The following is a 19159-nucleotide window of genomic DNA, read 5'->3' as shown; positions in this document are numbered from 1 at the left end:
CTAACCCTCGACGCCCGATTCGGAAAGGCTCACGAAGACCGGTTTGGGGGCTCAATAAGATGAGCCCTCGAAGCGGTGGCCGAATCGGCATATGGGGTGCCATCGACTGCCGCTCCTTTTGATGTCGACACATATCTATGCTGAAGCTTTCACGGTCGCGGCATGGCCTGCACATGTCGAGGAATCGGGTCTGTGGAAGTTCCCGGGGAATCTCATACATTATTCACTGTGCCAGGCTGTGAAATTTTTTTGCAGTTCGCGAGTGTCGCCCGTCGTCGCATAGTCGAATCCGCTCTGCCGAAATCCAGGGTCAGTACATACCGCGACAAGCATGGGGGGCCTGGCAGTACCTGTACCAGCAGGCCAGGACCCAGGGAGGCCTCCATGACCGCCCCCACACGCCTCTGCGGCTGGTTCTCTGGAACTCACGAGACTCCACCTTTCCCGCATCGTGCATATGATGGGACAAGCTGCGATGACAACTACTGGCGAAACCGCAGTCGTTGAGCCGCTGAGGCCCTGCGAGATCACCGACGCCGCAATGGCGATGATCGACAACCAAGGGTTGGTGGTCGGGTGGACGCCAGCCGCGCAACGACTTGTCGGGTACTGCGCCAAGGAGGTGCTGGGCCGGTCCGCCGCGCGCGTGCTGCCATCCGTCGAGGAAGCGCTGGGAGTGTCGGCGTTCGGCGAACAATGCCGTGCCCGGGGTGGCTGGTCCGGTACCGCGGCGGTCCCCCACCGCGACGGCCGGTCACTCAACCTCAGCGTGCGTCTCTCGCTGCTTCGGGGGCCGGGCGCCACCCTCCGGTGGCTGGTATTCCTGACCGACATGGACGCGGTCTCCTCGGGGATGGCGAACGGACCGATGCGGCAGTCGCTGCTCATTCGCGCACCGATCGGCATCATCGTTCATGACCCGCAGCTACGTTGTACCTGGGTGAACGACGTCATGGAGCGCCACGATGGCATTCCCCGTGACCGTCGGCTCGGACATCGACTCACCGGTTCCATGCCCGGCTTCGAGACCCAGGCACTCGATGCAGTCATGCGGCAGGTGCTGGAAACCGGCACCACCGTGATCCACGAGTACCGGACGTGGCCGGCGGAGAATCCACGCCGCGAGCACGCATACTCCGTGTCCCTCTTCTGTCTCCAGAACGCAGACGGCCAGGCGGCGGAAGTGTGCTCCGTGATCGTGGACGTCACTGACACCCAGAACGTTTGCGAGCGCCGCGCCGTCCTCAACGAGGCCGGCACACGCATCGGCAACACCTTGGACCTCATGCAGACCGGGCAGGAACTGGCCGACGTTGCCGTGCCTCTACTGGCCGACCACGCAGTCGTCGACCTCGCAGATTCGGTTCCTTTCGGAGAAGAGTCCGCTCGTCGTAGCGACTCCACAAGCGGTCGCCCCTCCATATTGCGCCGTGTCGGTTTGGCCTCGGTTCATCCCGGTATCCCTAAGTCGCCGTGGATGCGTGGCGAGCCCGTCCTGGTTTCACCGACTTCACCGCTCGCAACAGTCCTGGGCACCGGCAGGTCTCACCTGGAGCCGGTGCTGGACACCTCGCCTGGGACGTGGATCGACCACGATGCGAGTCGGGCAGAGATCCGTGAGAACGGGGTGCACTCTTTGATGGTCGTGCCCATCCGCGCGCGACGCTCGGTGCTGGGCGTGGCGGTATTCGCACGTACCAAGAACCTGGTCCCGTTTCAGGAAGGCGACCTGCTCCTGGCCGAAGAACTGGTCAGCCGGGCCGCACTGTCATTGGACAATGCCCGCCAGTATGCTCGCGAACGCACCGCAGCCCTGACACTCCAACGCAACCTGCTGCCCCACCGGTTGAGGGGCGGAGTCGCGGTGGAGGCGGCCTCGCGCTACCTGCCGGCCGACATGGACGCCGGCGTCGGGGGCGACTGGTTCGACGTGATCCCACTGTCCGGCGCCCGGGTAGCCCTCGTCGTCGGCGATGTGGTCGGACACGGCATCAACGCCGCCGCAACCATGGGCCGACTCCGCACCGCCGTCCACACCCTCGCCGACCTGGAACTGCCCCCGGATGAACTGCTCGCTCACCTCGATGACACCGTCCGCAGGCTGACCGAGGAAGACGCCGACGCTACACAGGAGACACCCGCGGTGGTCGGTGCCACCTGTCTGTACGCCGTCTACGACCCAGTCACCCGAAAGTGCACCATGGCACGAGCCGGGCACCTCCCACCCGCAATCATCGACCCAAAGGGCCGGATCTCCTTTCCCGACCTGCCCACCGGAGCCCCGCTCGGCCTGGGCCTCGGGCTTGTTCCCTTCGGAGCCGTTGAAGTAGAGCTGCTCGAGGGAAGTCTGCTCGCGCTCTACACCGACGGCTTGGTCGAGTCCCGTGACGACGACATCGACGTCGGCATCCACCGCCTGGGCTCCGCCCTCACGCGGGCCGGCAGGCCCCTGGAAGACCTGTGCTCTGCCGTGATCGAAGCCTTGCCGACTCAGACACCATCGGACGATGTCACCTTGCTGCTCGTCCGGACCCGCACACTCAATGCGACCCAGATTGCCTCCTGGGACCTCCCCACCGAGCCGACCGCCGTGCGCACTGCCCGGCACATCGCCGCCCGCAAGCTCAGCGAATGGGGCCTGGATCATCTCGTGCCAAACACAGAACTGATCGTCAGCGAGCTAGTCACCAACGCCATCCGCCACGGCGCGGGCCCCATCCGTCTGCGACTCATCCAGCACCAAGTCCTGACCTGTGAAGTCTTCGACAGTGGAGGCTGCCACCCACGCCTGCGCCACGCTCGCACCGTCGACGAAAACGGCCGGGGCCTGTTCATGGTTGCTCGCCTGTCCCGCAGGTGGGGCTTCCGGTCCGCGCCCGGCGGCAAACTTGTCTGGGTCGATCAAGACCTGCCGTGTAAACCCCCGACAGACATGTGAGCCGCATAGGGGAACAACAAGCCGAAAGTCGCCTCAACTTCAAAGAACCCGAACTCGCCGCGGCTGCCGCCCGTGAATCCCTCCAACTCGCCCGCCGTATCGGCGCACCGTACTGCGTTTCCAACTCATCCAGACCTCGTCCCCGCCCTCCGCAGCTACCGCGAGCCCGAACTTGCCTATGCCCCGGGACCGTGAACGAACAGCATGGCGAAGGATTCCGGCGTGCCCTCCAGGGCTGAGCGGAACAGGTCCAGTTCGCGGGCGCGGCGGTCCATGAAGCCGCTCTCGCGGGCCTGGTCGAGTCGCCGGCCGAGGCTCAGCGGCGGGTTCATGGGGCCGATCATCCGCCGCAGGTTCGCCGGGTGTCTTGTTCTGGCAGGGCGCGTAGGGCGATGTCGACGACGCGGGCGAGGTCCTCCGCGGTGGAGCCGGCCGCGGCGTGCACGGCCAGGCCCTCGGAGACGACCATGATGTAGCGGGCCAGGTCGTCCGGAGTGATCCCGGGGACAAAGTCGCCCTCGTCGGCAGCGCGCCCGACGCCGGGTCGCCGCCGAGCACCGTGGACCTCTAGGTCGATGCCGCGGCCGCGCGCCGGATCCTCGAGGAGTTCCTCGCCGCGGCCGAGTCGGGGCGCACCGAGCGGCTGGTGGCGATGCTCACCGCCGACGTGACGGCGGTCTCCGACGGTGCCGGACTGGCCAGGCAGCTGCTGCGGTACCGGACGCGCGAGCGGGTCGCGTCCTTCGTGCGGGCCGGCTTCACACCCACCGCGGCGAAGCTGCGGTGGGTCGGCGGGCACCCCGCGTTCCACCTCGCCCAGGTCAACGGCTCCCCCACGGTCCTCGTTGCCGGACTCGATCGGCGAACTCCGACACGTGCGCGAGCTGTGGCTGCGCGGCAACGCCATCGAGCACCTCCCGCCGTCGACCGCCGAACTCCGCGAACTGCGCCACCTGGACCTACGGGAGAACGCCGTCGCCGAGCTCCCCGACCCCCTGGCCCGCCTTCCTCTCCTGAGGCAGATCGACCTGCGGAGCAACCGGCCCGGTCACCTCCCGGACCGGCTCACCGGGGATGCCGTCGCTGGAGAAGCCCGACCTGCCCTGGAACGACATCGACCCCGCCCTGCCTGTGCTGAAGCAACCGGACCGACAGGGATGCGCGGTCCTGGTGTAGGAGCTGATGCGGCGAGCTGCTCGGCTCCTTCGAGCCAGCCGCCGAAAGCACGCCAGGACGCGCCCGCGGCCGGCGGAGCACCCGCTGTGTATGCCTCGCTCAGCCCCCACCGGCCCCGGCCACGCCGCTCCTTGCAACCCCCTGCGCTCGCCGCGGCCGCGCGACCTGCCGGCGTACCCCGCCGGGTACGCCGCAGGCCCCCTGGAGCCAAGCGCGCACCGGCCCGGGCGCGGAAAGCCGAGTTTCGCCGCCGGCCAGGATCGGCGAGCCGCAACGGTGCATACGGTGCGCCACAACCATGTGAGTGCTTCGCGCGTCATACAGGTGCCCGTTCCTGTTTTCCCCTAGTGCTCCCTGGAGACACTCCGTGCGCCGCTTCCTCCCCCTCGCCGTTGCCGTCGCCTCCCTCGTGATCGGCCCCACGTTCACCGCGGGCGCGGCCGGAACCACTCGCGAGCCCGAATCGGTCACGGACTTCAACGCCGACGGTTACGCCGACCTGGCCATCGCGGCGCCGGGCGCCACCGTGGGAGGCAAGGACGACGCGGGCTACCTGACCGTCCTGTACGGGTCCCGGGCCGGCGTCCAGACCTCGCGCGCGCAGATGATCAGCCGTGCGACAGCGGGCGTCCCCGGGGCCCTGGAGAGCTACGACGCCTTCGGCCGCACCACCGCGGTCGGCGACTTCGACAGCGACGGCTACACCGACCTCGTCGTCCGTTCCGACAACGGGCCCACGATCGCGCTGTGGGGCTCGCCGACCGGACTCAAGGGCTCCGTGGCACTGTCCCTGCCCGCGCACAGCGGCCCACTGGCCGCCGGTGACATCAACGGCGACGGCCACGACGACCTGGTGCTCGGCACCGGCCTGGTGGGCGTGGAGTTCGGCCCGATCACCCGCGCGGGCGTCTCCGCCGGCCGCACGGTCGTCCCCTTCGAGGACGCGCCCACCGAGGAGCACAGGCAAGCTCGCTACGAGTTCATCGTGGGCGATGTGACGGGCGACGGAGCCGACGACATCATCACCACCCACGGCGCCGAGGACACCCTCTACGGCAGCCGCCTGTGGAAGGGCGGCAAGGACGGATCGGTCACCCGCGTCCCCGGGACGACGGCCCCGTCCTCGGGTGGTGTGATCGCCGACTTCGACCGCGACGGTCACGGCGACTACGCGACGCTCACCTTCGGCAGCGGAACCGCGGACACCCGGGCCGGCACCGTGGAAATCCACTACGGTACGGCCTCCGGCCTCTCCAAGCGCCGGACGACGATCACGCAGAACACGCCCGGCGTACCGGGTGCCGACGAGGCCGGGGACCAGTTCGGCCGGTCGCTGGCCGCAGGCGACGTCACCGGCGACGGCTACCCGGACCTCGCGGTGGGCGTGCCGGGAGAGGCCATCGGCAGCACGCACAGCGCGGGCAGCGTGGTCTTCCTCAAGGGCGGGCCCAAGGGCCCCACGGGCAGCGGGGCACTGGCGTTCTCGCAGTCCACCACCGGTGTGCCCGGGGCCTCGGAGACCGGCGACCACTTCGGTCAGCAGGTCCTGCTCGCCGATGTCAACGCCAACAACCGCGCGGACCTGATCGCCGCCGCCCCCTACGAGGACGCCCCGCAGACCGACTCCGGCGCCGCCTGGGTCCTGCGCGGCTCGAAGAACGGCCCCATCACCGGCAACATCGCCAACTTCACCCCCGGCAGCCTCCACACCCCCGCAGACGACGCCAACTTCGGCGCCGCCATCACCCGCTGACAGCAGGCAAGGGGTGGAGCTGGAAAAACCGGCGCGGACTGCCGAGTGCCCCAAGCGGAGCCCGGCGGTCAGCCCAGGGCCCCGGCAAGAACTGAGGACCTCGGCGTACTACGGCAGCCACGAGCCGCACAACGCACGGGACCGGCGACAGGCTCGCCGGTCCCGAACGCGTTTGCGGTCCGGTCCGCGTTTTCCCCTTCGCGTTTTCCGGTCAACGGCTCCCCGTCACCGGCCGCCAGTCACCGGCGCCAGTCCTCGGCCGGCAACCCGAGGATCATGTCCTGTCTCAACGAAGTCAGCCGACGCCGAGCATCAGACCAGGTGCGACCAACTTCGCTGAGACAGTCGCTCGCGGGCCGGGGCCGGAACTCCGTCCCGACGACCTGCGTCGACTGGGTTCGTTGAGACGAATCGGACGGCGACTCGGTTGGTTGAAACAGGACAGATCACCTCGACGCCCGGGGGCTGCCTGACCGTCAAAGCGCCCGACGCCGCCGGACTCGTACGCCACTGGAACCCGCACGAACCGAACCAGTCCTTCTGGATCGACGACCCGACAGCGGGAAGTACGCCGCGACCATGGCCGGCGACCGTGCCTTCGGCAACTCCGCCACCAGCGGCACCTCACCGACAACCGGGCCCGGCACATCAGGGAAGTCACGACCACCGTCCACGGCGAAGCAAAGGTCGACCTCACCTCACGCGACCACATCTACCGCGATGCCCGCCGCTACGTGAAGGAGTCCGCCTACCCTCTCCCGCACGAACAACAGATCGTCGCGGACGCCGCGCTGCTCTCGCCAAGTGACACTTCAGAGAAGCCGCCGAGCAGCGTCGATGCCGGCCGGGTGCTCACTCCGGTCAGGCAGGTTGATCTTGTGTCCTCCGCCCGCCGCAGCCCTCGGACAGCCTGCTTCGCGAAAGCGCAAGGTTGGGGCACCGTATGAATCCCGGGAGCTTCGTCGGCCGCAAAGGCATCGGTGCGTAGCGGAGATCCGCCGGCCGGAACAGCATCATGTACGACTGAGGGATTTCGGCAACTCCAGGCCGCCGACTGCGGCCTGCTGGCCGTAGCCGTGCACCGCCCCATCGGCGTCCGCCCGGTCCGCTGGGAAGCAGCGGGGCGCGCAGCCGCCGGAACCCGACTGGGCGGGGGCGAAGAGAAGCCCAGCCGGGTCCGTTTCGGCGGGCTCGGGGTCTTCGTCGTACACGTAGAGACACATGGCTGCTGTTCTTCCTGGAGCGCGGTGGACAGGCGACCCGGGCACGGCCCGCGTCCGGCCATGAGGCTATGCCCACAGGTCAGGCCGCGATCTCGCTCCACGGCAAACCCTGACGCCGCCCTGACAGTGAAAAGCCGCTCGCGTGGTCATGATGGAAAGCGCAGGACTCCGCCGGGCGTACGGGACCCCGGCATCGTGCCCGCTCCACCGGCCCGCCGAGGCCGGTTCCGGCCGGGTCTGGCGCTTGCCGCAGCCCAGTGGTGTAATAGCTGCATGCTCGGTTCATCACTTACATATGCGCCCGTCGTGAAGGACTGGGTGTCCGGCTGGGTGGTCTCGAGAGGGGCGTCCGATCCCGTGGCCCGACCGTGGGGCTGGACCATCGACGTAGGGCAGCCCGCGCAGGTGGCGCGGCATGTGGTCGTCGACGCGAACGAGGCACGCGTGCGCGAGGCCGCCGCGCAGGCGCGAGGGGAAGGCTGGTGGCTCAAGATCTTTCTGCCTGAGCCGTGCGATTCGCCGGAGGCGCAGGTCGGCACGTGGCTAGGACCGGAGTGGGTGTCCAACGGGGCGGCATTCCTGATGTCCCTCGAGCTGACGCCGGTCACGCTCGGTACGCTCCCGCCCGACTACACGCTGCGCAGCTGGACTCGGGGCGACGTCGTCCGCGTTTTGATCGCGGCTCCCGATGGAGCGCTTGCCGCGCGCGGGCAGATGAGCGTGGTGGGGAAGGTGGCGGTGGCGGACCAGATCCTCACCGCCCCGGCCCACCGGCGTCGTGGCCTCGGCTCCGTCGTCATGCGGGCGCTCCAGCAGCAGGCTCTGGCCTCGGGCGCCACCCGCGCCGTCCTCGGCTCGACGGCCCAGGGCCGCGCACTGTACGAGTCCCTCGGCTGGCGCACCCACACGGCCTTCGCCAGTCTCTATCGCACCACAAGGCCGGCGCAGGCCTAACCGTGCCCGGTCAGCGACGGTGTGACGGTGGATACGTCACGGTGGCAGATGAGGCAGGCACCGGCCCAGTTCACAAGCAGGGCCTGCAGATCACGGACGACCGTCGCGGATCTCGAAGTAGTCCTGCGCGCTGAGTCCTTCGGCCATACGGGTCTTGAGCGGCGCGTAGAGCGACGTTCTCCGCCTCCAACTGCATGGGCGGCTCGGCGGGCACCTTCACCCGGTAAAGTTCCCTCTGATCTTGGACAGCGGGTGCCTACGCTGCGGGGGTAAAGTCTTCCTGCAGCCTGGCTCGGGTTTCGAGCGGAGTGAGGTACCCGAACTCGGGATGCCCGCGGGGCCTGGTGCGGTTGTACTCGACCTCGATGAAGCGGAAGACGTCGGCGCGGGCAGCCTCGCCGCTCTCCCAAACGGTGGTGCCGATCTCACGGCGGACGCGGCGCAGCTCTTCCCGCTCATCGCCGGTCAGCGCACCGGCGGGCCCCTCGCCCCGGCCGGCTTTCACCTGCTTGACCCAGCCGCGCAGGCCCTCGGCACCGACGCCGAGCTCGTGGGCGACCTCGGTCACGGTCCGCCCGGACGACCGGACCAGCTCCACCGCGTCCCGCTTGAACTCCGCTACGAACGAAATCCCGGCAACTACCTGGCCTTTCTCGGACTCACCGCAGCACTCTGCTGCTACAAACGACTCGTGCGCCTCACCCTGGAGGACACGGTCTTAGGTGTATTGCCCGGTGAGGTTGGGGACGCGGCTGGCGGGTGGCTTGCCTGCGAGCGCGGTGTGTCCGCGGTGGTGATTGTGGGTGTGCAGCCAGGCGGGGAACGCGGCTCGTCGTTCGGTCTCTGAGCGGTAGGGCTGTGCGTAGGCCCACTCCTCGAGCAGGGTGCGGTTGAAGCGTTCGACCTTGCCGTTGGTCTGAGGCCGGTAGGGCCGGGTTCGCTTGTGGGCGATCCCGGCCGCTGCCAGGGCCTCGCGCCAGGCGCGGGAGCGGTAGCAGGATCCGTTGTCGGTCAGGACCCGCTCCACGGTGACACCGGCAGCGGTGAAGAACGCCTGGGCGCGGGCCCAGAACGCGGTGGCGGTCTCCTTCTTCTCGTCGGTGAGGATCTCGCTGTAGGCGAGGCGGGAATGGTCGTCGACGGCGGTGTGCAGGTAGCTGTAGCCGGTGCCGGACTTGTTCTTGCGACCCGCTGGACGGCCCAGCATCTTGTGGCCGCCGCCGTCGGGGATGTTGCAGAGCTTCTTGATGTCGACGTGGACCAGCTCGCCGGGCTTGTCGCGTTCGTAGCGGCGGATCGGGTGGCCTGTGGCGCGGTCCAGATGCGTCAGGCGGGCCAGTCCGAATCGAGTCAGCACGCGGTGCACGGTGGAGGGCACCAGGTTCAACAGGTGTGCGATGCGGGCTGGTCCCCAGCGGCGGGCGAGGCGGACCTTGATGATTCGGCGTTCGGTGCGGGTCGGGGTCCGGCGCGGGCTGTGGTGCGGGCGTGAGGAGCGGTCGGTCATGCCGGCCTCGCCCAGGGCGCGGTAGCGGTCGGCCCAGCGCTGGGCGGTGGTGGGCGAGAACTGGAAGCGTTCGGCGGCCCGGCGCAGCGGCCAGCCGTCCTCGACGACGCAGCGGGCCAGGCGCAGCCGTCCGGTCTCGGTCAGGGGTGCATTACGGTGTGGCACGAGGGCCTTTCTGGTCGCCGGTGCAGATGTCGCAATCCACACCAGGCCAGAAGGCCCTCACCCATTTCAAGATCCCTCAACCGAGACCTGCATCACCCGTCCACAACCTCCCCGGACAGAACACTTAGGTCGGACTACCCTGTTCCCTCGGAGTTGGAGCAGGCTCAACGAAAGCCCGCGTGTCGGACTCTCACCCGCCGATCCCGAAGGGCAGTCCATTTTCATCATTACTCAACGACCTGCGTATGGCATTGACCAGCTTCACCTGCGCCTGGGCGGGTGCCTGTCTGGCTTGCTCGAACTCCTCCGGACTCACCGGGTCACGCAGCGGGTCACGCGCCCGCGCCACTTGGTCCAGGAAGGAATTGATGGCGCTCCCGAAACGATCGATCTCGTTCGCGACTTCCGTAGGAGCGACCAGGCTCACGCGCATCAACGCCGCGCTCCACTCGCCCCAGTCGTAATCCCAGCCACGCCTGTCACTGTGCGCCCGCCTGAGTTCCATCGTGAACCTGGCGTAGTGAGTGAACAATTCGTCGTAGGCCGCAAGCTGCCGGTCCCGTAGCCACTGCCGGTCCTGGGCGCGGCGCGTGACGATACCTCCGACCAACACACCTACCGTGGCGGAAAGAGCCCCCGTAGCCGTCGTCACCAACGTGTCCAGCATCAGCCCCCCACACGCCCCGACCCTCGGCGAAACGAACGTACTGGCCATCAGCCCTTGACGGCAATGATCAGCCTTCGCTGACACCGAGTGGAGGTTGAAGAACAAGCCAAGACCGACCGGCGAACGGTGGGCTGCCTGGCGGCTGGTGGCTGGTGGCTACGAGACAGGCACGGGCCTGAGTGATCACGGAGTTCTCTACGCTCAGTGATCACCGCAGGGCCCATGCCTGCTGCTGCTCGAACCCCTGTGGGACCAGTTCGCCGCCCTGCTGCCCGCGCGCGATGACCATGCGCCCACCCGTTGGGCGCTCACCCACGCCGGGTCCCGGACCGGATCGTCATCGAGCACATCGTGCAGGCCCTGATCCACGGCACCGGATACGAACGCATCGCCGCTCCGGGCTGCTCCGACCGCGCCATCCGACGCCGCGTCACACTCTGGTCGCAGATGGGCATATCAAAGCAGGTCCACGCCCTGGCGCTGCAGGCGTACGACCAGATGATCGGCCTCTCACCGGCCGAGATCTCCGTGGACGGCTGCATCACGAAAGCTGTCTCGGCAGGCGGGAAAGCCGGACGCTCCCCAGCCGATCGGGGCAAACCGGGACTGAAGCGATCGGTGGCCTCTGACGCAGCCGGGGTCCCGCTGGGGATCGTCTCCGCAGGCGCCAACCGGCACGACTCACCACTCCTCGGCGCCACCCTCGAAGCCACGAAAGCCCAGGCAGGAGCACTCCCTGAGCAAGCGGACATCAACCTCGACCGCGGCTGTGACCGCGCCAAGACCCGTGCCCCGCCGGACGAGTTCGGCTTCACCGGCAAGATCGCCCGCAAGGACGTGCCCGCACCGATCCAGGCCGGCAAACGGTGGGTGGTCGAGCGGTCCGCGCTCGTGGATGAACGGCCACGGAAAGCTGCGGCGCTGCACCGAGAAGGACGGCAGCGCCGTGGACTTCCACCCCTGCCTCGCCGCTGCATTCGTCACGCTCCGCATGCTCATCCGACACTCAACGAGCCGCTACCGCAGCAACAGCCGCCCCACCACCCGACGCCTCAAGTGATCCACTTGCCGGTCGGTCTCAAGCCGACGGCTTCCGGTCGGTGCAGGCCCTGCGCTCTACTTCCTGCCCGAATTCCCCCAGAGGTTGCTTGAGCCCGCACTGGAGGCTTTCATGGGTGCGGCCCTTGTCCCAGGTCGTCACCGTCCCGCGGACCGTGCCGCCCGCGCAGGTGGCAGTGAACTCGCCCGTCTCGAGCGTGATTCCCACCGCCTCCACGAACCGGCCGCGAAGCGGGGCGTCCGTGTCGTTGGTCATCCTCGACGTGACGCGTGTGCCCGTCCCTGGAAGCGTCAGGTGCGTGCCGATCGGCTCCACACCAACCGCGATCTTGTCTTCCAGCGATGCCAGGACGTCGGCGGGGCGCACCCCGGCCGCGACGGCCGCGGCAGAAAGGCGAGCCGACATCGGGCGGATCAACCTCGGCTCGGGGGAACGTGCCGAGCCGTGTGCCGGAACCTCGATCTCCTCTGTGTCCGAGAGCCCCACCAAAACGGTTCGGTGCACAACGGACTGCCAGACATACCCATCGGCCTCGCACCTGGCCGGAGTCGAACGCGCCGGGGACGGTTCCCGGGCGCCGGCGGCGTGACGGGGGGATTGCCCCTGCGCAGCGCACGCAGTGAGCAGAACGACGGCACACGCCACCGACACGGCAGATCTCAACACGATTCCTAGCTCACACGACGGCCCATCGAGCCCGATGGCCACCTAGTCTGACAGGACGGACACCCCGCTCTTCGAGAGGACCCGGCACCGTCCCGCTCACGACAGCCCGCGCCTCCGCGCGCCACACCGGATGGTCGGTACGGCGCCCCTACCGGATGCGGTTGCAGCTACGCGCCCGTTTCGACTCCGTCGAGACTCGGAGCGTCCCGGTAGCGCACCACGGGGTGGCCCTGGGCGAGGTTCTCCAGGGCGACGTCCGCGGCTTCGTAGCGCAGGTCACCGCCTTCTGGGAGGAAGACCTCGGTGAGGTTGCGCACCAGGACCTGCTGCGGGCACTACAGGCTCTCGTTGTTGTCCTCGTCCACGTCGATCGGCATCGCGTGGCCGGCGATGTAGAAGCCGCCCTCGCTGTGCGGGATCGGGTCGCCCGCCAGGACTTCCTCCAGGTCCCAGTCACGGAACAGGCGCACCCCGAAGGTGTCGATCGTTCCGGCGCGCTGGCGCTTCTCGACGTAGGCGCGAGGGTGCTTCTCCAGCACGATGCAGCCGACGCCGTTGCCCGGCAGGAAGTTGCCGAGGGTCAGACCGGCGACGCCGGCCCCGATGATGACAACGGCCGTGTCGTCGCGTGTCTCAGTCATGCGTTCAGGCCCTTCATGATCCGTACGGTGGTCGGTACGCGCCGAACGCGTACATCGCGGCGCCAGCCATGAGGTCGGAGGCCGGCGCCCGCTCGCGTCCACTGTGAAAGACCCGACGGGCCGCAAACCGCTGGTAAGTCGACACTCGATACCGGAAACCCGCCAAGCCGATTCGGGCCGCGCTCACTGCACGCTCGATCAGCACACATCCGCCAGGACGGCTGAGCGGCTAGCGTCCGTGAATGCGGAGACCAGCCTGGTAACGGCCGGGCGTCTGACCGACGACCTCGGTGAAGGCGTCGATGAAAGTGGACGGGTTGGACCAGCCGCATGCGACCGCGGTCTCCGTCACCGTCATCCCATCGGTCAGGTGCGCCAGAGCGTGGTGGATGCGCAGGGTGGTCCGCCAGCGGTGGAAGCTCATGCTCAGCTCGGTGTGAAACAGGCGGCTGAGCGTGCGCTCGCCGGCTCCCACCGCCCGGCCCAGCTCGGCCAGGGTGGAAGGCCGGGCGGGGTCCGCGCGCAGCAGGTCGGTGGCGGCGCGGAGCCGGTCGTCACTGGCTTCGGGAAGGTGAACGGAGGTCTCGGCAGCGTCGGCCAGCTCGTCCACGATGACGGCGAGCAGGCGCCGGTGGGCGCCGGCCCGCCGTTCCGGTTCGTCGGTGAGCGCCAGAAGGGCCTCGCGCAGCAGCGGGCTCACCGCGAAGACGCTGGGGTGATCGATGAGCTCGGCGCACAGGTCGAGCGGTACGGACACCAGCCGTACGTCGGTCTGGCCGTAGAAGCGGTGAGAGTGGGCAAAGCGCGGGGGCGTCCAGGTGATCCGGTCCGCCGGGGCGACCCAGGTGCCGCGCTCCGTCGCCGTTGCCAGGGCGCCGGCGGCGGCGTAAACCAGCTGGCCCTGGACGTGGCTGTGGGGGTCGAGCCGGAAGCCGTGCGGCAGCCAGGCACCGCCTTGCAGGATCTCATCGTCTGCATCGGCGGGCGTCGGTGAAGGTTGGCGGGTTGTCGGCATCAGGCGTCAGTTTACCGGTGGTCTTGCACGATGCGCTGCGCCGACAGTGGTCGCATGACCACGATGAAGCTCAAGTCCCGTCCCCGGGGGAGGTAGCGGTGGCCTCCCGGATCCAGCGCCCGCGCAAGCGGCGGATGCTGTCGTTGACCGTGCGGGGAAGCGAGCAGCCCAGTGCGCACTTCATGACCGTCACACTGGGCGGCGAGGATGTCCAGCACCTTCAGCGGTCGGGCTTCGACCAGGCCGGACGTCTGTTCTTCGCCGACCCCGACGACGACGCCAAGAAGGTGTTCCTGCCCAGCAGCGAGCGGTGGATTCTCCAGCTCACGCTCCAGGGCGGCAAGCAGCGTCCGCGGGTGAGGACCTACTCGATCCGGCGCTTTCGGCCCGAGGCGTCGGAGTTCGACATCGAGATCTCGCTCCACGCTGCCGACAGCACCGGCGCGGCCGGCCCGGGCACCCGATGGGCGCGGGCCGCCGAGCCCGGCACCAGGGTCGCGTTCCTCGACGAGGGACACAGCTACGCGCCCGCCCCCGGCGCCGCCTGGCAGCTCCTGGTCGGTGACGAGAGCGCCCTGCCGGCGATCCTCGCCATCCTGGAGCAGTCCACAGCGACTCTGCCCGCCGAGGTCTTCCTGGAAGTCCCGTCACCCGAGGACATCCGCAGCCACGTCACGGCACCGCCGGGCAGCATCGTCCACTGGCTTCCCCGCACCGACACCGATGCGAAACCCGGTGCCCTCGCCCTGGACGCGGTGAAGCAGGCACGGCTTCCCGACGGCCCCTTCTACGCCTGGACAGCTGGCGAGTCCTCGATGGCCACCGGCATCCGCCGCCACCTCGTCAGTGAGCGCTACCTACCGAAGTCCGATATCTCCTTCCGCGGCTACTTCAGTCACGGGCGCGCCGGCCTCTAACCACCCCACCACACCTCATGGACCTCACCTGCCGTCAAGCGATCGTTTGACGACAGGCAGGCGGCGCGTCCGATGAACCCGTGCAATCAGGGGGTTCACGGCGGCGCGAATCCAATCGGATCCGATGGTGATTGCTGACAGGGTTTGACGACAGACAGGGTCCGATCCTCCGTACGGAAGGGGCCCCACGGTGGCGAACCTGGTCTACAAGCGGGTCTCGACCGACCAGCAGTCCACCGCCCCGCAGGACCTCGTCCTGGAGGAGGCCGGAATCGAGGACCCGGTCGTCTTCGAGGAAGACCCGGGCACCTCCGGCCGCCTCCACCCTCTCCAGCGGCCGAAGTTCGGCGAACTGCTCACCTACTCGCGGCCGGGCGACACCGTGCACATCTCCGCGATGTTCCGCCTCGTGCGCGGCAACCAGCACATCCTCGACGTGCTCGACGTCCTCCGTCGTGACCGCCTCGCCCTGCGCATCCACGACGGCGCGTTCCCCGCCATGGACCTCACCGCCCGCCACCCCGCAGCGGCGAGCTGTTGTCCACCGTGAAGTTCATGGTGCAGACCCTCGCCGCCGCCGGCGAACTCCAACGCGACCTCCAGCGCGAGCCGACCTACTACGGACTGCGCGCCGCCGAGGCCAAGGGCGACAAGGGCGGGCGCCGCCCCGCCGTGGCGGCCGCGAAGACCCCCGACGTACGCACCGCGTACCTGGAAGGCCGCTCGATCGCCGCCCTCGCCCGCGACCACCGTGTCAGCCGCGGCGCGATCCGCACAGCCGTCGCCGACCACATGCCCGACCACAACGCGGCCGCCGAAGACGTTCCGGCGCCGGAGCTGCCGGTCACCCTCGACATGCCGGGCAAGGTCGCCGCCGACTACCTCCGCACCACCGAGGTGGAGCCCGCCCAGCGCGCCGCGCTCGACCAGAAAACGACCGTACGACGCGGCCAGGGCTACACCCTGCGCGTCAGCGCCGTCCCCGCCGTACACCGCCAGCTCCTCGCCCGCCGCCGGCCGCTCGACGGCGGCCAGGGCGTCCCCGCGGTCCCGGCCCAGCGCAAGGCCCGCCGCGAGTAGGAGAACCGGGTCAGCGCACCCACACCCTGACCATGATCGTTCTCAGCGCCAACCGCTGTACCGATGTTCCCCGAGGCCGCTGAGGCCCGTGGGTTCAGGGGAACTGAAAGTTCCTCGTTGGGAACCCGAGGGTCTGGTGTCCTGATTCCCGGGTGTGGCCCCTTGGGTTCGTTGTGAACCCGCGTGTGTGACCTCGCTGATGTGGGGTGTTCCTGTCGTCCGGAATCGGTTTCACGCCTCGTCGCGGTGTATGAGGTGGCCGTCGGTCAGTCGCCAGTAGTGCTGGTGGTCAGTCAGTTGCCAGGTCTCGTCGGCGGCGATCGCCTGCGTGATCCATTCGTGGAGTTGCGGGAGGGCCTGCGCCCGTAGAACAGCGCGGGTGGCTGCACGTTCAGTGGCATCGACGGGGTGGACGTCAACGCGGAAGCCGACCGTGTCCGGGTGGATGCCACGGCCGTAGTTGCGGGGGTTCGGAGCGACCCACGCTGCTCCCAGGACGATGGTCCCGCTGTCATGCCCGGTGAGGAACCGCAGGTCCCTGACACGGGCCGTGTAAGAGCCGAGACACTCGTTGATGTCGGTGGTGGTCAGGGGCCAGGCACGATGCCGGGGCAGCCCTCGATTTCGTGCGGACATGGCCAGCAGAATGACAGAAGGTCACTGTCAGTTCTCGGGAGTTTGTTCGGCGGCCTGTTCCAGCAACGCCCGTGCGGAGTCCGCGTAGCGCATCGCGGTCTTCTCGTCGAGCCCGAAGACCTCGGCAAGGTGGAGCGAGTCAGGGCCTCTGACCATGGCCTCTTCGAGTTGCCGGTCGACGCGGAGTCTCTCCAGGGTCGCTTCCTGTCCCCGCATCGGAGCGCTGATCCAGTGATTGCTGGCCCGGCTCGTCGTGTTGGCGGTCTGGTTGTTGATCAGCAGGTGGAGGTTCGCGGTGGTCGGCCACCGGCGGCGCCGGTGCTCCAGCCAGTCCAGCAGCAGCTGCAAGGTGAGGTCGTCGAGTGGGCGGGCGCGTCCGGCGATGGTGAGCCGGCGGTGCCGAGGTCGAGGTCGTCGAGCATGAGGTCGGCGATCTGGGCGACCCGGGCGGCGTGGACCGCCGCGAGGGCGAGGATGAGCCGAGTCGCCGGGGTGGCGGCCGCCGCGACGGAGCGGTCGACCTGCGCGGGGACCAGCGGTTGCAGCACGGCGTACTCGTATTGCCCGACCTTGATCCGACTGGTGGGGTTGCGGAAGATCATCCCGTTCCGTTTGGCCCAGTTGAACAGCGAGCGCAGGGCGACGAGTTGGTCGTGGCGCTGGTGCCCGTGCAGTGTCGTGATGTAGGTGAGGACGTCGTCGCGGGTCACTTCGCGCAGGTGGTCGTAGGGGTTCGACCATTCCAGCAGGGCCGGGCGGACTCGGTTGAGGTAGAGCCAGACCGTGCCCTCCCGTCGCGGAAGGCTACGGGGACCGCCGTAGCGCAGGACGCGGGTCCAGCGCTCGGCCTCCGAGCGGATGCCGGGTGCGAGACCCTCCAGCCTCCCGGCGAGCCAGCGTTCGAAGGAGGGTTCGCTCGACGAGGCCGGCGTGGGCGTCGGAGACGACGAGCTGGACGCCTTTCAGGCCGCGGGCGATGAGTGAGCGCAGGAATGCCAGCCAGCCGGCTCCGTCCTCGGCGGTGGCGACGTCCAGGCCGAGGATCTCGCGGTGGCCGTCGGCGTTGACACCGACCGCGACCAGTGCGTGGACGTTGATGATGCGGCCGTCTTCGCGGACCTTCTGGGTCAGTGCGTCGACCCAGACGAACGCATACGGTCCGGCGTCCAGGGGCCGGTTGCGGAACGCGGCCACCTGTTCGTCCAGGTGCTTGGACATCGCGCTGACCTGGGACTTGGACAACTGGGTGACGCCGAGGGACTCGGCGAGTTTCTCGACCCGGCGGGTGGAGACCCCGAGCAGGTAGGCGGTGGCCACCACCGAGATCAGGGCCTGCTCGGCCCTGCGGCGTCGTTCCAGCAGCCAGTGCGGGAAGTAGCTGCCGCTGCGGAGCTTGGGGATGGCGAGCTCGACGGTGCCGGCCCTGGTGTCCCACTCGCGCGGGCGATATCCGTTGCGCTGGTTGACGCGTTCGTCGCTGACCTGCCCGTATTCGGCGTTGCACAGCGCATCGGCCTCCGCGGACATGAGCGCGTCGGCGAACGTCTTGACCATCGCGCGCAGCAGATCGGGACTCGCCGCAGCGAGGTTCTCCTCGGCGAGGGCGCGCAGGGGCAGACTGTCAGGTGCGGTCATCGTGCTGATCCCCTTCGAGGCTTCGACACTTCGAAGATCAGCCGGTGGCCGTTTGCCTATGCGGGCACCAACCCGGACGCCGGAGCAAACCCCCGCATCAGGTCCAACCCGCTACACCACTTCCAAGGACGCAACCGCTGAGGCAGGAGGAATGGGATCCCCTGGCGTCCGGGCGAAGTCCTGCTCTCCGGGGGACGGCGAGTGATCCCGGGCGGTCCGCCCCCGTTCGGCCGACAGCGCGGGCGGCGCCTGGCTCGTTGTGCGGAGGCGAACGACGAACCGAGGTTCCGGGACCGGCCGCCGTACCGGGCGGGACAGCACCGTCGCACGCTGAGGCTTGGCACCGATACTGCCCTCGCCCGGCGTCTGGGGGTGATAACCAGGCCGTCAGCGTAGCCCGATCCGGCGAACTTCCGGCGGGACCAGGCCGCGCGACGACTGGTGCCCGCTCGTAGGCTGCCGCCATGACCGAGATCCAGAACCCGATGCCTCGCGACGCCTTCGATCTGCTCATGGCCGGTAACCAGCGCTTCGTCTCCGGAACCCCCGAGCACCCGAACCAGGACGCCACCCGCCGCACCGAGATCGCACCGTCCCAGCAGCCCTTCGCCGTGCTGTTCGGGTGCTCCGACTCCCGGCTGGCCGCCGAGATCATCTTCGACCGCGGCCTGGGCGACCTGTTCGTGGTGCGCACCGCAGGGCACGTCGCCGGTGCAGAAGTCCTCGGTTCCATCGAGTACGGCGTGAGCGTGCTCGACGCCCCGCTCGTCGTTGTGCTCGGCCACGACTCGTGCGGGGCCATCGCAGCCGCCCGTGCCGCAGCCGACGGCGGCAGGGTGCCCGGCGGCTTCGTCCGCGACGTCGTAGAACGGGTCACCCCGAGCGTGCTGGCAGCCCGCGCGGCCGGACGCGACCAGGCCGACGAGATCCTGGCCGAGCACATCGAGCACACCGTGGACCTGCTGATGGAACGCTCCCGCGTCCTGGCCGAGCGGGTGGCCGCCGGCCGCCTCGGCGTGGTGGGGCTGTCCTACCGGCTGGCCGACGGCAGTGCACAGCTCGTCGCCACCCGCGGCCTCCACACAGCAGTCCCCGCCGCGTCCTGACCATCCCAGCCGTGGCTGCC

At 68.9% G+C, this 19159-nt stretch carries 20 protein-coding genes and 4 pseudogenes; 11 read left to right on the top strand and 13 right to left on the bottom strand.

The annotated features are described in order from the left end of the window. Positions 1-457: 457 nt before the first annotated feature. Entirely contained in the window at positions 458-2938 is a 2481-nt protein-coding gene (locus tag AB0F62_RS34670; protein WP_361808807.1) for a SpoIIE family protein phosphatase, read from the top strand. Positions 2939-3114: 176 nt separating this feature from the next. On the opposite strand, the gene AB0F62_RS34665 is transcribed toward AB0F62_RS34670, so the two are convergent. After that, positions 3115-3270 (bottom strand): hypothetical protein, encoded by a 156-nt coding sequence (locus AB0F62_RS34665; protein ID WP_361808792.1) that lies wholly within the window; start codon positions 3268-3270, stop codon positions 3115-3117. An 8-nt stretch (positions 3271-3278) separates the two neighbouring features. Beyond that, positions 3279-3407: a hypothetical protein gene (locus AB0F62_RS34660; RefSeq protein WP_361808789.1), complete on the bottom strand. Its 129-nt coding sequence runs from the start codon at positions 3405-3407 to the stop codon at positions 3279-3281. Between the two features lie 59 nt (positions 3408-3466). Here AB0F62_RS34660 and AB0F62_RS34655 point away from each other — a divergent pair. The 4 genes and pseudogenes from AB0F62_RS34655 to AB0F62_RS34640 all read left to right on the top strand — a co-directional run. After that, positions 3467-3782: pseudogene (locus AB0F62_RS34655) on the top strand (RNA polymerase subunit sigma-70); the annotation flags it as partial. 31 nt (positions 3783-3813) lie between these two features. Next, positions 3814-4527 carry a leucine-rich repeat domain-containing protein gene (locus AB0F62_RS34650; protein ID WP_361808786.1) on the top strand — a complete coding sequence of 238 codons (714 nt, stop codon included), beginning with the start codon at positions 3814-3816 and terminating at the stop codon, positions 4525-4527. Continuing rightward, positions 4482-5867, top strand: a complete 1386-nt coding sequence (locus AB0F62_RS34645; protein WP_361808783.1) for an FG-GAP and VCBS repeat-containing protein — start codon at positions 4482-4484, stop codon at positions 5865-5867. The genes AB0F62_RS34650 and AB0F62_RS34645 overlap by 46 nt, the downstream gene beginning before the upstream one ends. A 1529-nt stretch (positions 5868-7396) precedes the next feature. Next, positions 7397-8044 carry a GNAT family N-acetyltransferase gene (locus AB0F62_RS34640; protein WP_361808780.1) on the top strand — a complete coding sequence of 216 codons (648 nt, stop codon included), beginning with the start codon at positions 7397-7399 and terminating at the stop codon, positions 8042-8044. Between the two features lie 256 nt (positions 8045-8300). Here AB0F62_RS34640 and AB0F62_RS34635 read toward each other — a convergent pair whose 3' ends face one another. After that, complete coding sequence (locus AB0F62_RS34635) at positions 8301-8612, bottom strand: transposase (RefSeq protein ID WP_361808777.1); 312 nt, start codon at positions 8610-8612, stop codon at positions 8301-8303. A 48-nt stretch (positions 8613-8660) separates the two neighbouring features. On the opposite strand from AB0F62_RS34635, the pseudogene AB0F62_RS34630 reads away from it, so the two are divergent. After that, a pseudogene (locus AB0F62_RS34630) lies at positions 8661-8747 on the top strand (IS5/IS1182 family transposase); the annotation flags it as partial. Between the two features lie 15 nt (positions 8748-8762). Here AB0F62_RS34630 and AB0F62_RS34625 read toward each other — a convergent pair. Both AB0F62_RS34625 and AB0F62_RS34620 read right to left on the bottom strand, forming a co-directional pair. Next, positions 8763-9716 carry an IS481 family transposase gene (locus AB0F62_RS34625; protein WP_361808774.1) on the bottom strand — a complete coding sequence of 318 codons (954 nt, stop codon included), beginning with the start codon at positions 9714-9716 and terminating at the stop codon, positions 8763-8765. Positions 9717-9906: 190 nt separating this feature from the next. Then, the gene (locus tag AB0F62_RS34620; protein WP_361808771.1) at positions 9907-10383 is read right to left on the bottom strand and encodes a hypothetical protein; all 477 of its coding nucleotides are present in this window, start codon (positions 10381-10383) and stop codon (positions 9907-9909) included. Positions 10384-10609: 226 nt separating this feature from the next. Here AB0F62_RS34620 and AB0F62_RS34615 point away from each other — a divergent pair. Continuing rightward, positions 10610-11443, top strand: a pseudogene (locus AB0F62_RS34615) (transposase). Between the two features lie 18 nt (positions 11444-11461). Here AB0F62_RS34615 and AB0F62_RS34610 read toward each other — a convergent pair. The 4 genes from AB0F62_RS34610 to AB0F62_RS34595 all read right to left on the bottom strand — a co-directional run bounded on the left by AB0F62_RS34610 (position 11462) and on the right by AB0F62_RS34595 (position 13765). Next, positions 11462-11848, bottom strand: a complete 387-nt coding sequence (locus AB0F62_RS34610) for a hypothetical protein (RefSeq protein ID WP_361808768.1) — start codon at positions 11846-11848, stop codon at positions 11462-11464. 428 nt (positions 11849-12276) lie between these two features. Then, on the bottom strand, positions 12277-12426 hold the full coding sequence (locus tag AB0F62_RS34605; protein WP_361808765.1) for a hypothetical protein: 150 nt from the start codon (positions 12424-12426) through the stop codon (positions 12277-12279). 18 nt (positions 12427-12444) lie between these two features. Next, on the bottom strand, positions 12445-12750 hold the full coding sequence (locus AB0F62_RS34600; RefSeq protein ID WP_361808762.1) for an FAD-dependent monooxygenase: 306 nt from the start codon (positions 12748-12750) through the stop codon (positions 12445-12447). Positions 12751-12979: 229 nt separating this feature from the next. Beyond that, positions 12980-13765 (bottom strand): AraC family transcriptional regulator, encoded by a 786-nt coding sequence (locus tag AB0F62_RS34595; RefSeq protein WP_361808759.1) that lies wholly within the window; start codon positions 13763-13765, stop codon positions 12980-12982. A 98-nt stretch (positions 13766-13863) separates the two neighbouring features. Here AB0F62_RS34595 and AB0F62_RS34590 point away from each other — a divergent pair, with 98 nt between their 5' ends. The 3 genes from AB0F62_RS34590 to AB0F62_RS34580 all read left to right on the top strand — a co-directional run bounded on the left by AB0F62_RS34590 (position 13864) and on the right by AB0F62_RS34580 (position 15762). Then, a complete protein-coding gene (locus tag AB0F62_RS34590; protein ID WP_361808756.1) occupies positions 13864-14682 on the top strand; it encodes a siderophore-interacting protein in 819 nt (272 codons plus the stop codon). A gap of 190 nt (positions 14683-14872) precedes the next feature. Further along, a complete protein-coding gene (locus AB0F62_RS34585; RefSeq protein WP_361808753.1) occupies positions 14873-15232 on the top strand; it encodes a recombinase family protein in 360 nt (119 codons plus the stop codon). Between the two features lie 5 nt (positions 15233-15237). Next, a complete protein-coding gene (locus AB0F62_RS34580; protein WP_361808750.1) occupies positions 15238-15762 on the top strand; it encodes a hypothetical protein in 525 nt (174 codons plus the stop codon). Between the two features lie 231 nt (positions 15763-15993). Here the strand turns inward: AB0F62_RS34580 and AB0F62_RS34575 are convergent, their stop codons facing one another. From AB0F62_RS34575 to AB0F62_RS34560, 4 genes and pseudogenes are all read right to left on the bottom strand, one after another. Then, complete coding sequence (locus AB0F62_RS34575; RefSeq protein WP_361808747.1) at positions 15994-16398, bottom strand: hypothetical protein; 405 nt, start codon at positions 16396-16398, stop codon at positions 15994-15996. A 27-nt stretch (positions 16399-16425) separates the two neighbouring features. Beyond that, complete coding sequence (locus AB0F62_RS34570; protein ID WP_361808744.1) at positions 16426-16746, bottom strand: hypothetical protein; 321 nt, start codon at positions 16744-16746, stop codon at positions 16426-16428. Then, a complete protein-coding gene (locus AB0F62_RS34565; RefSeq protein ID WP_361808741.1) occupies positions 16674-17108 on the bottom strand; it encodes a hypothetical protein in 435 nt (144 codons plus the stop codon). Before AB0F62_RS34565 ends, AB0F62_RS34570 begins: the two co-directional genes overlap by 73 nt. A gap of 208 nt (positions 17109-17316) precedes the next feature. Further along, a pseudogene (locus tag AB0F62_RS34560) lies at positions 17317-18033 on the bottom strand (IS256 family transposase); the annotation flags it as partial. 464 nt (positions 18034-18497) lie between these two features. Between AB0F62_RS34560 and AB0F62_RS34555 the strand changes: the two are divergent. Next, positions 18498-19139, top strand: coding sequence for a carbonic anhydrase (locus tag AB0F62_RS34555; protein ID WP_361808738.1), 642 nt, complete (start codon positions 18498-18500; stop codon positions 19137-19139). Positions 19140-19159 lie beyond the last annotated feature (20 nt).

The sequence above is a fragment of the Streptomyces sp. NPDC026673 genome, assembly GCF_040638135.1.
GTDB lineage: Bacteria > Actinomycetota > Actinomycetes > Streptomycetales > Streptomycetaceae > Actinacidiphila.
The sequence above is the reverse complement of the archived record's forward strand: the minus strand, read 5'-3'. Positions and strand labels throughout refer to the sequence as shown.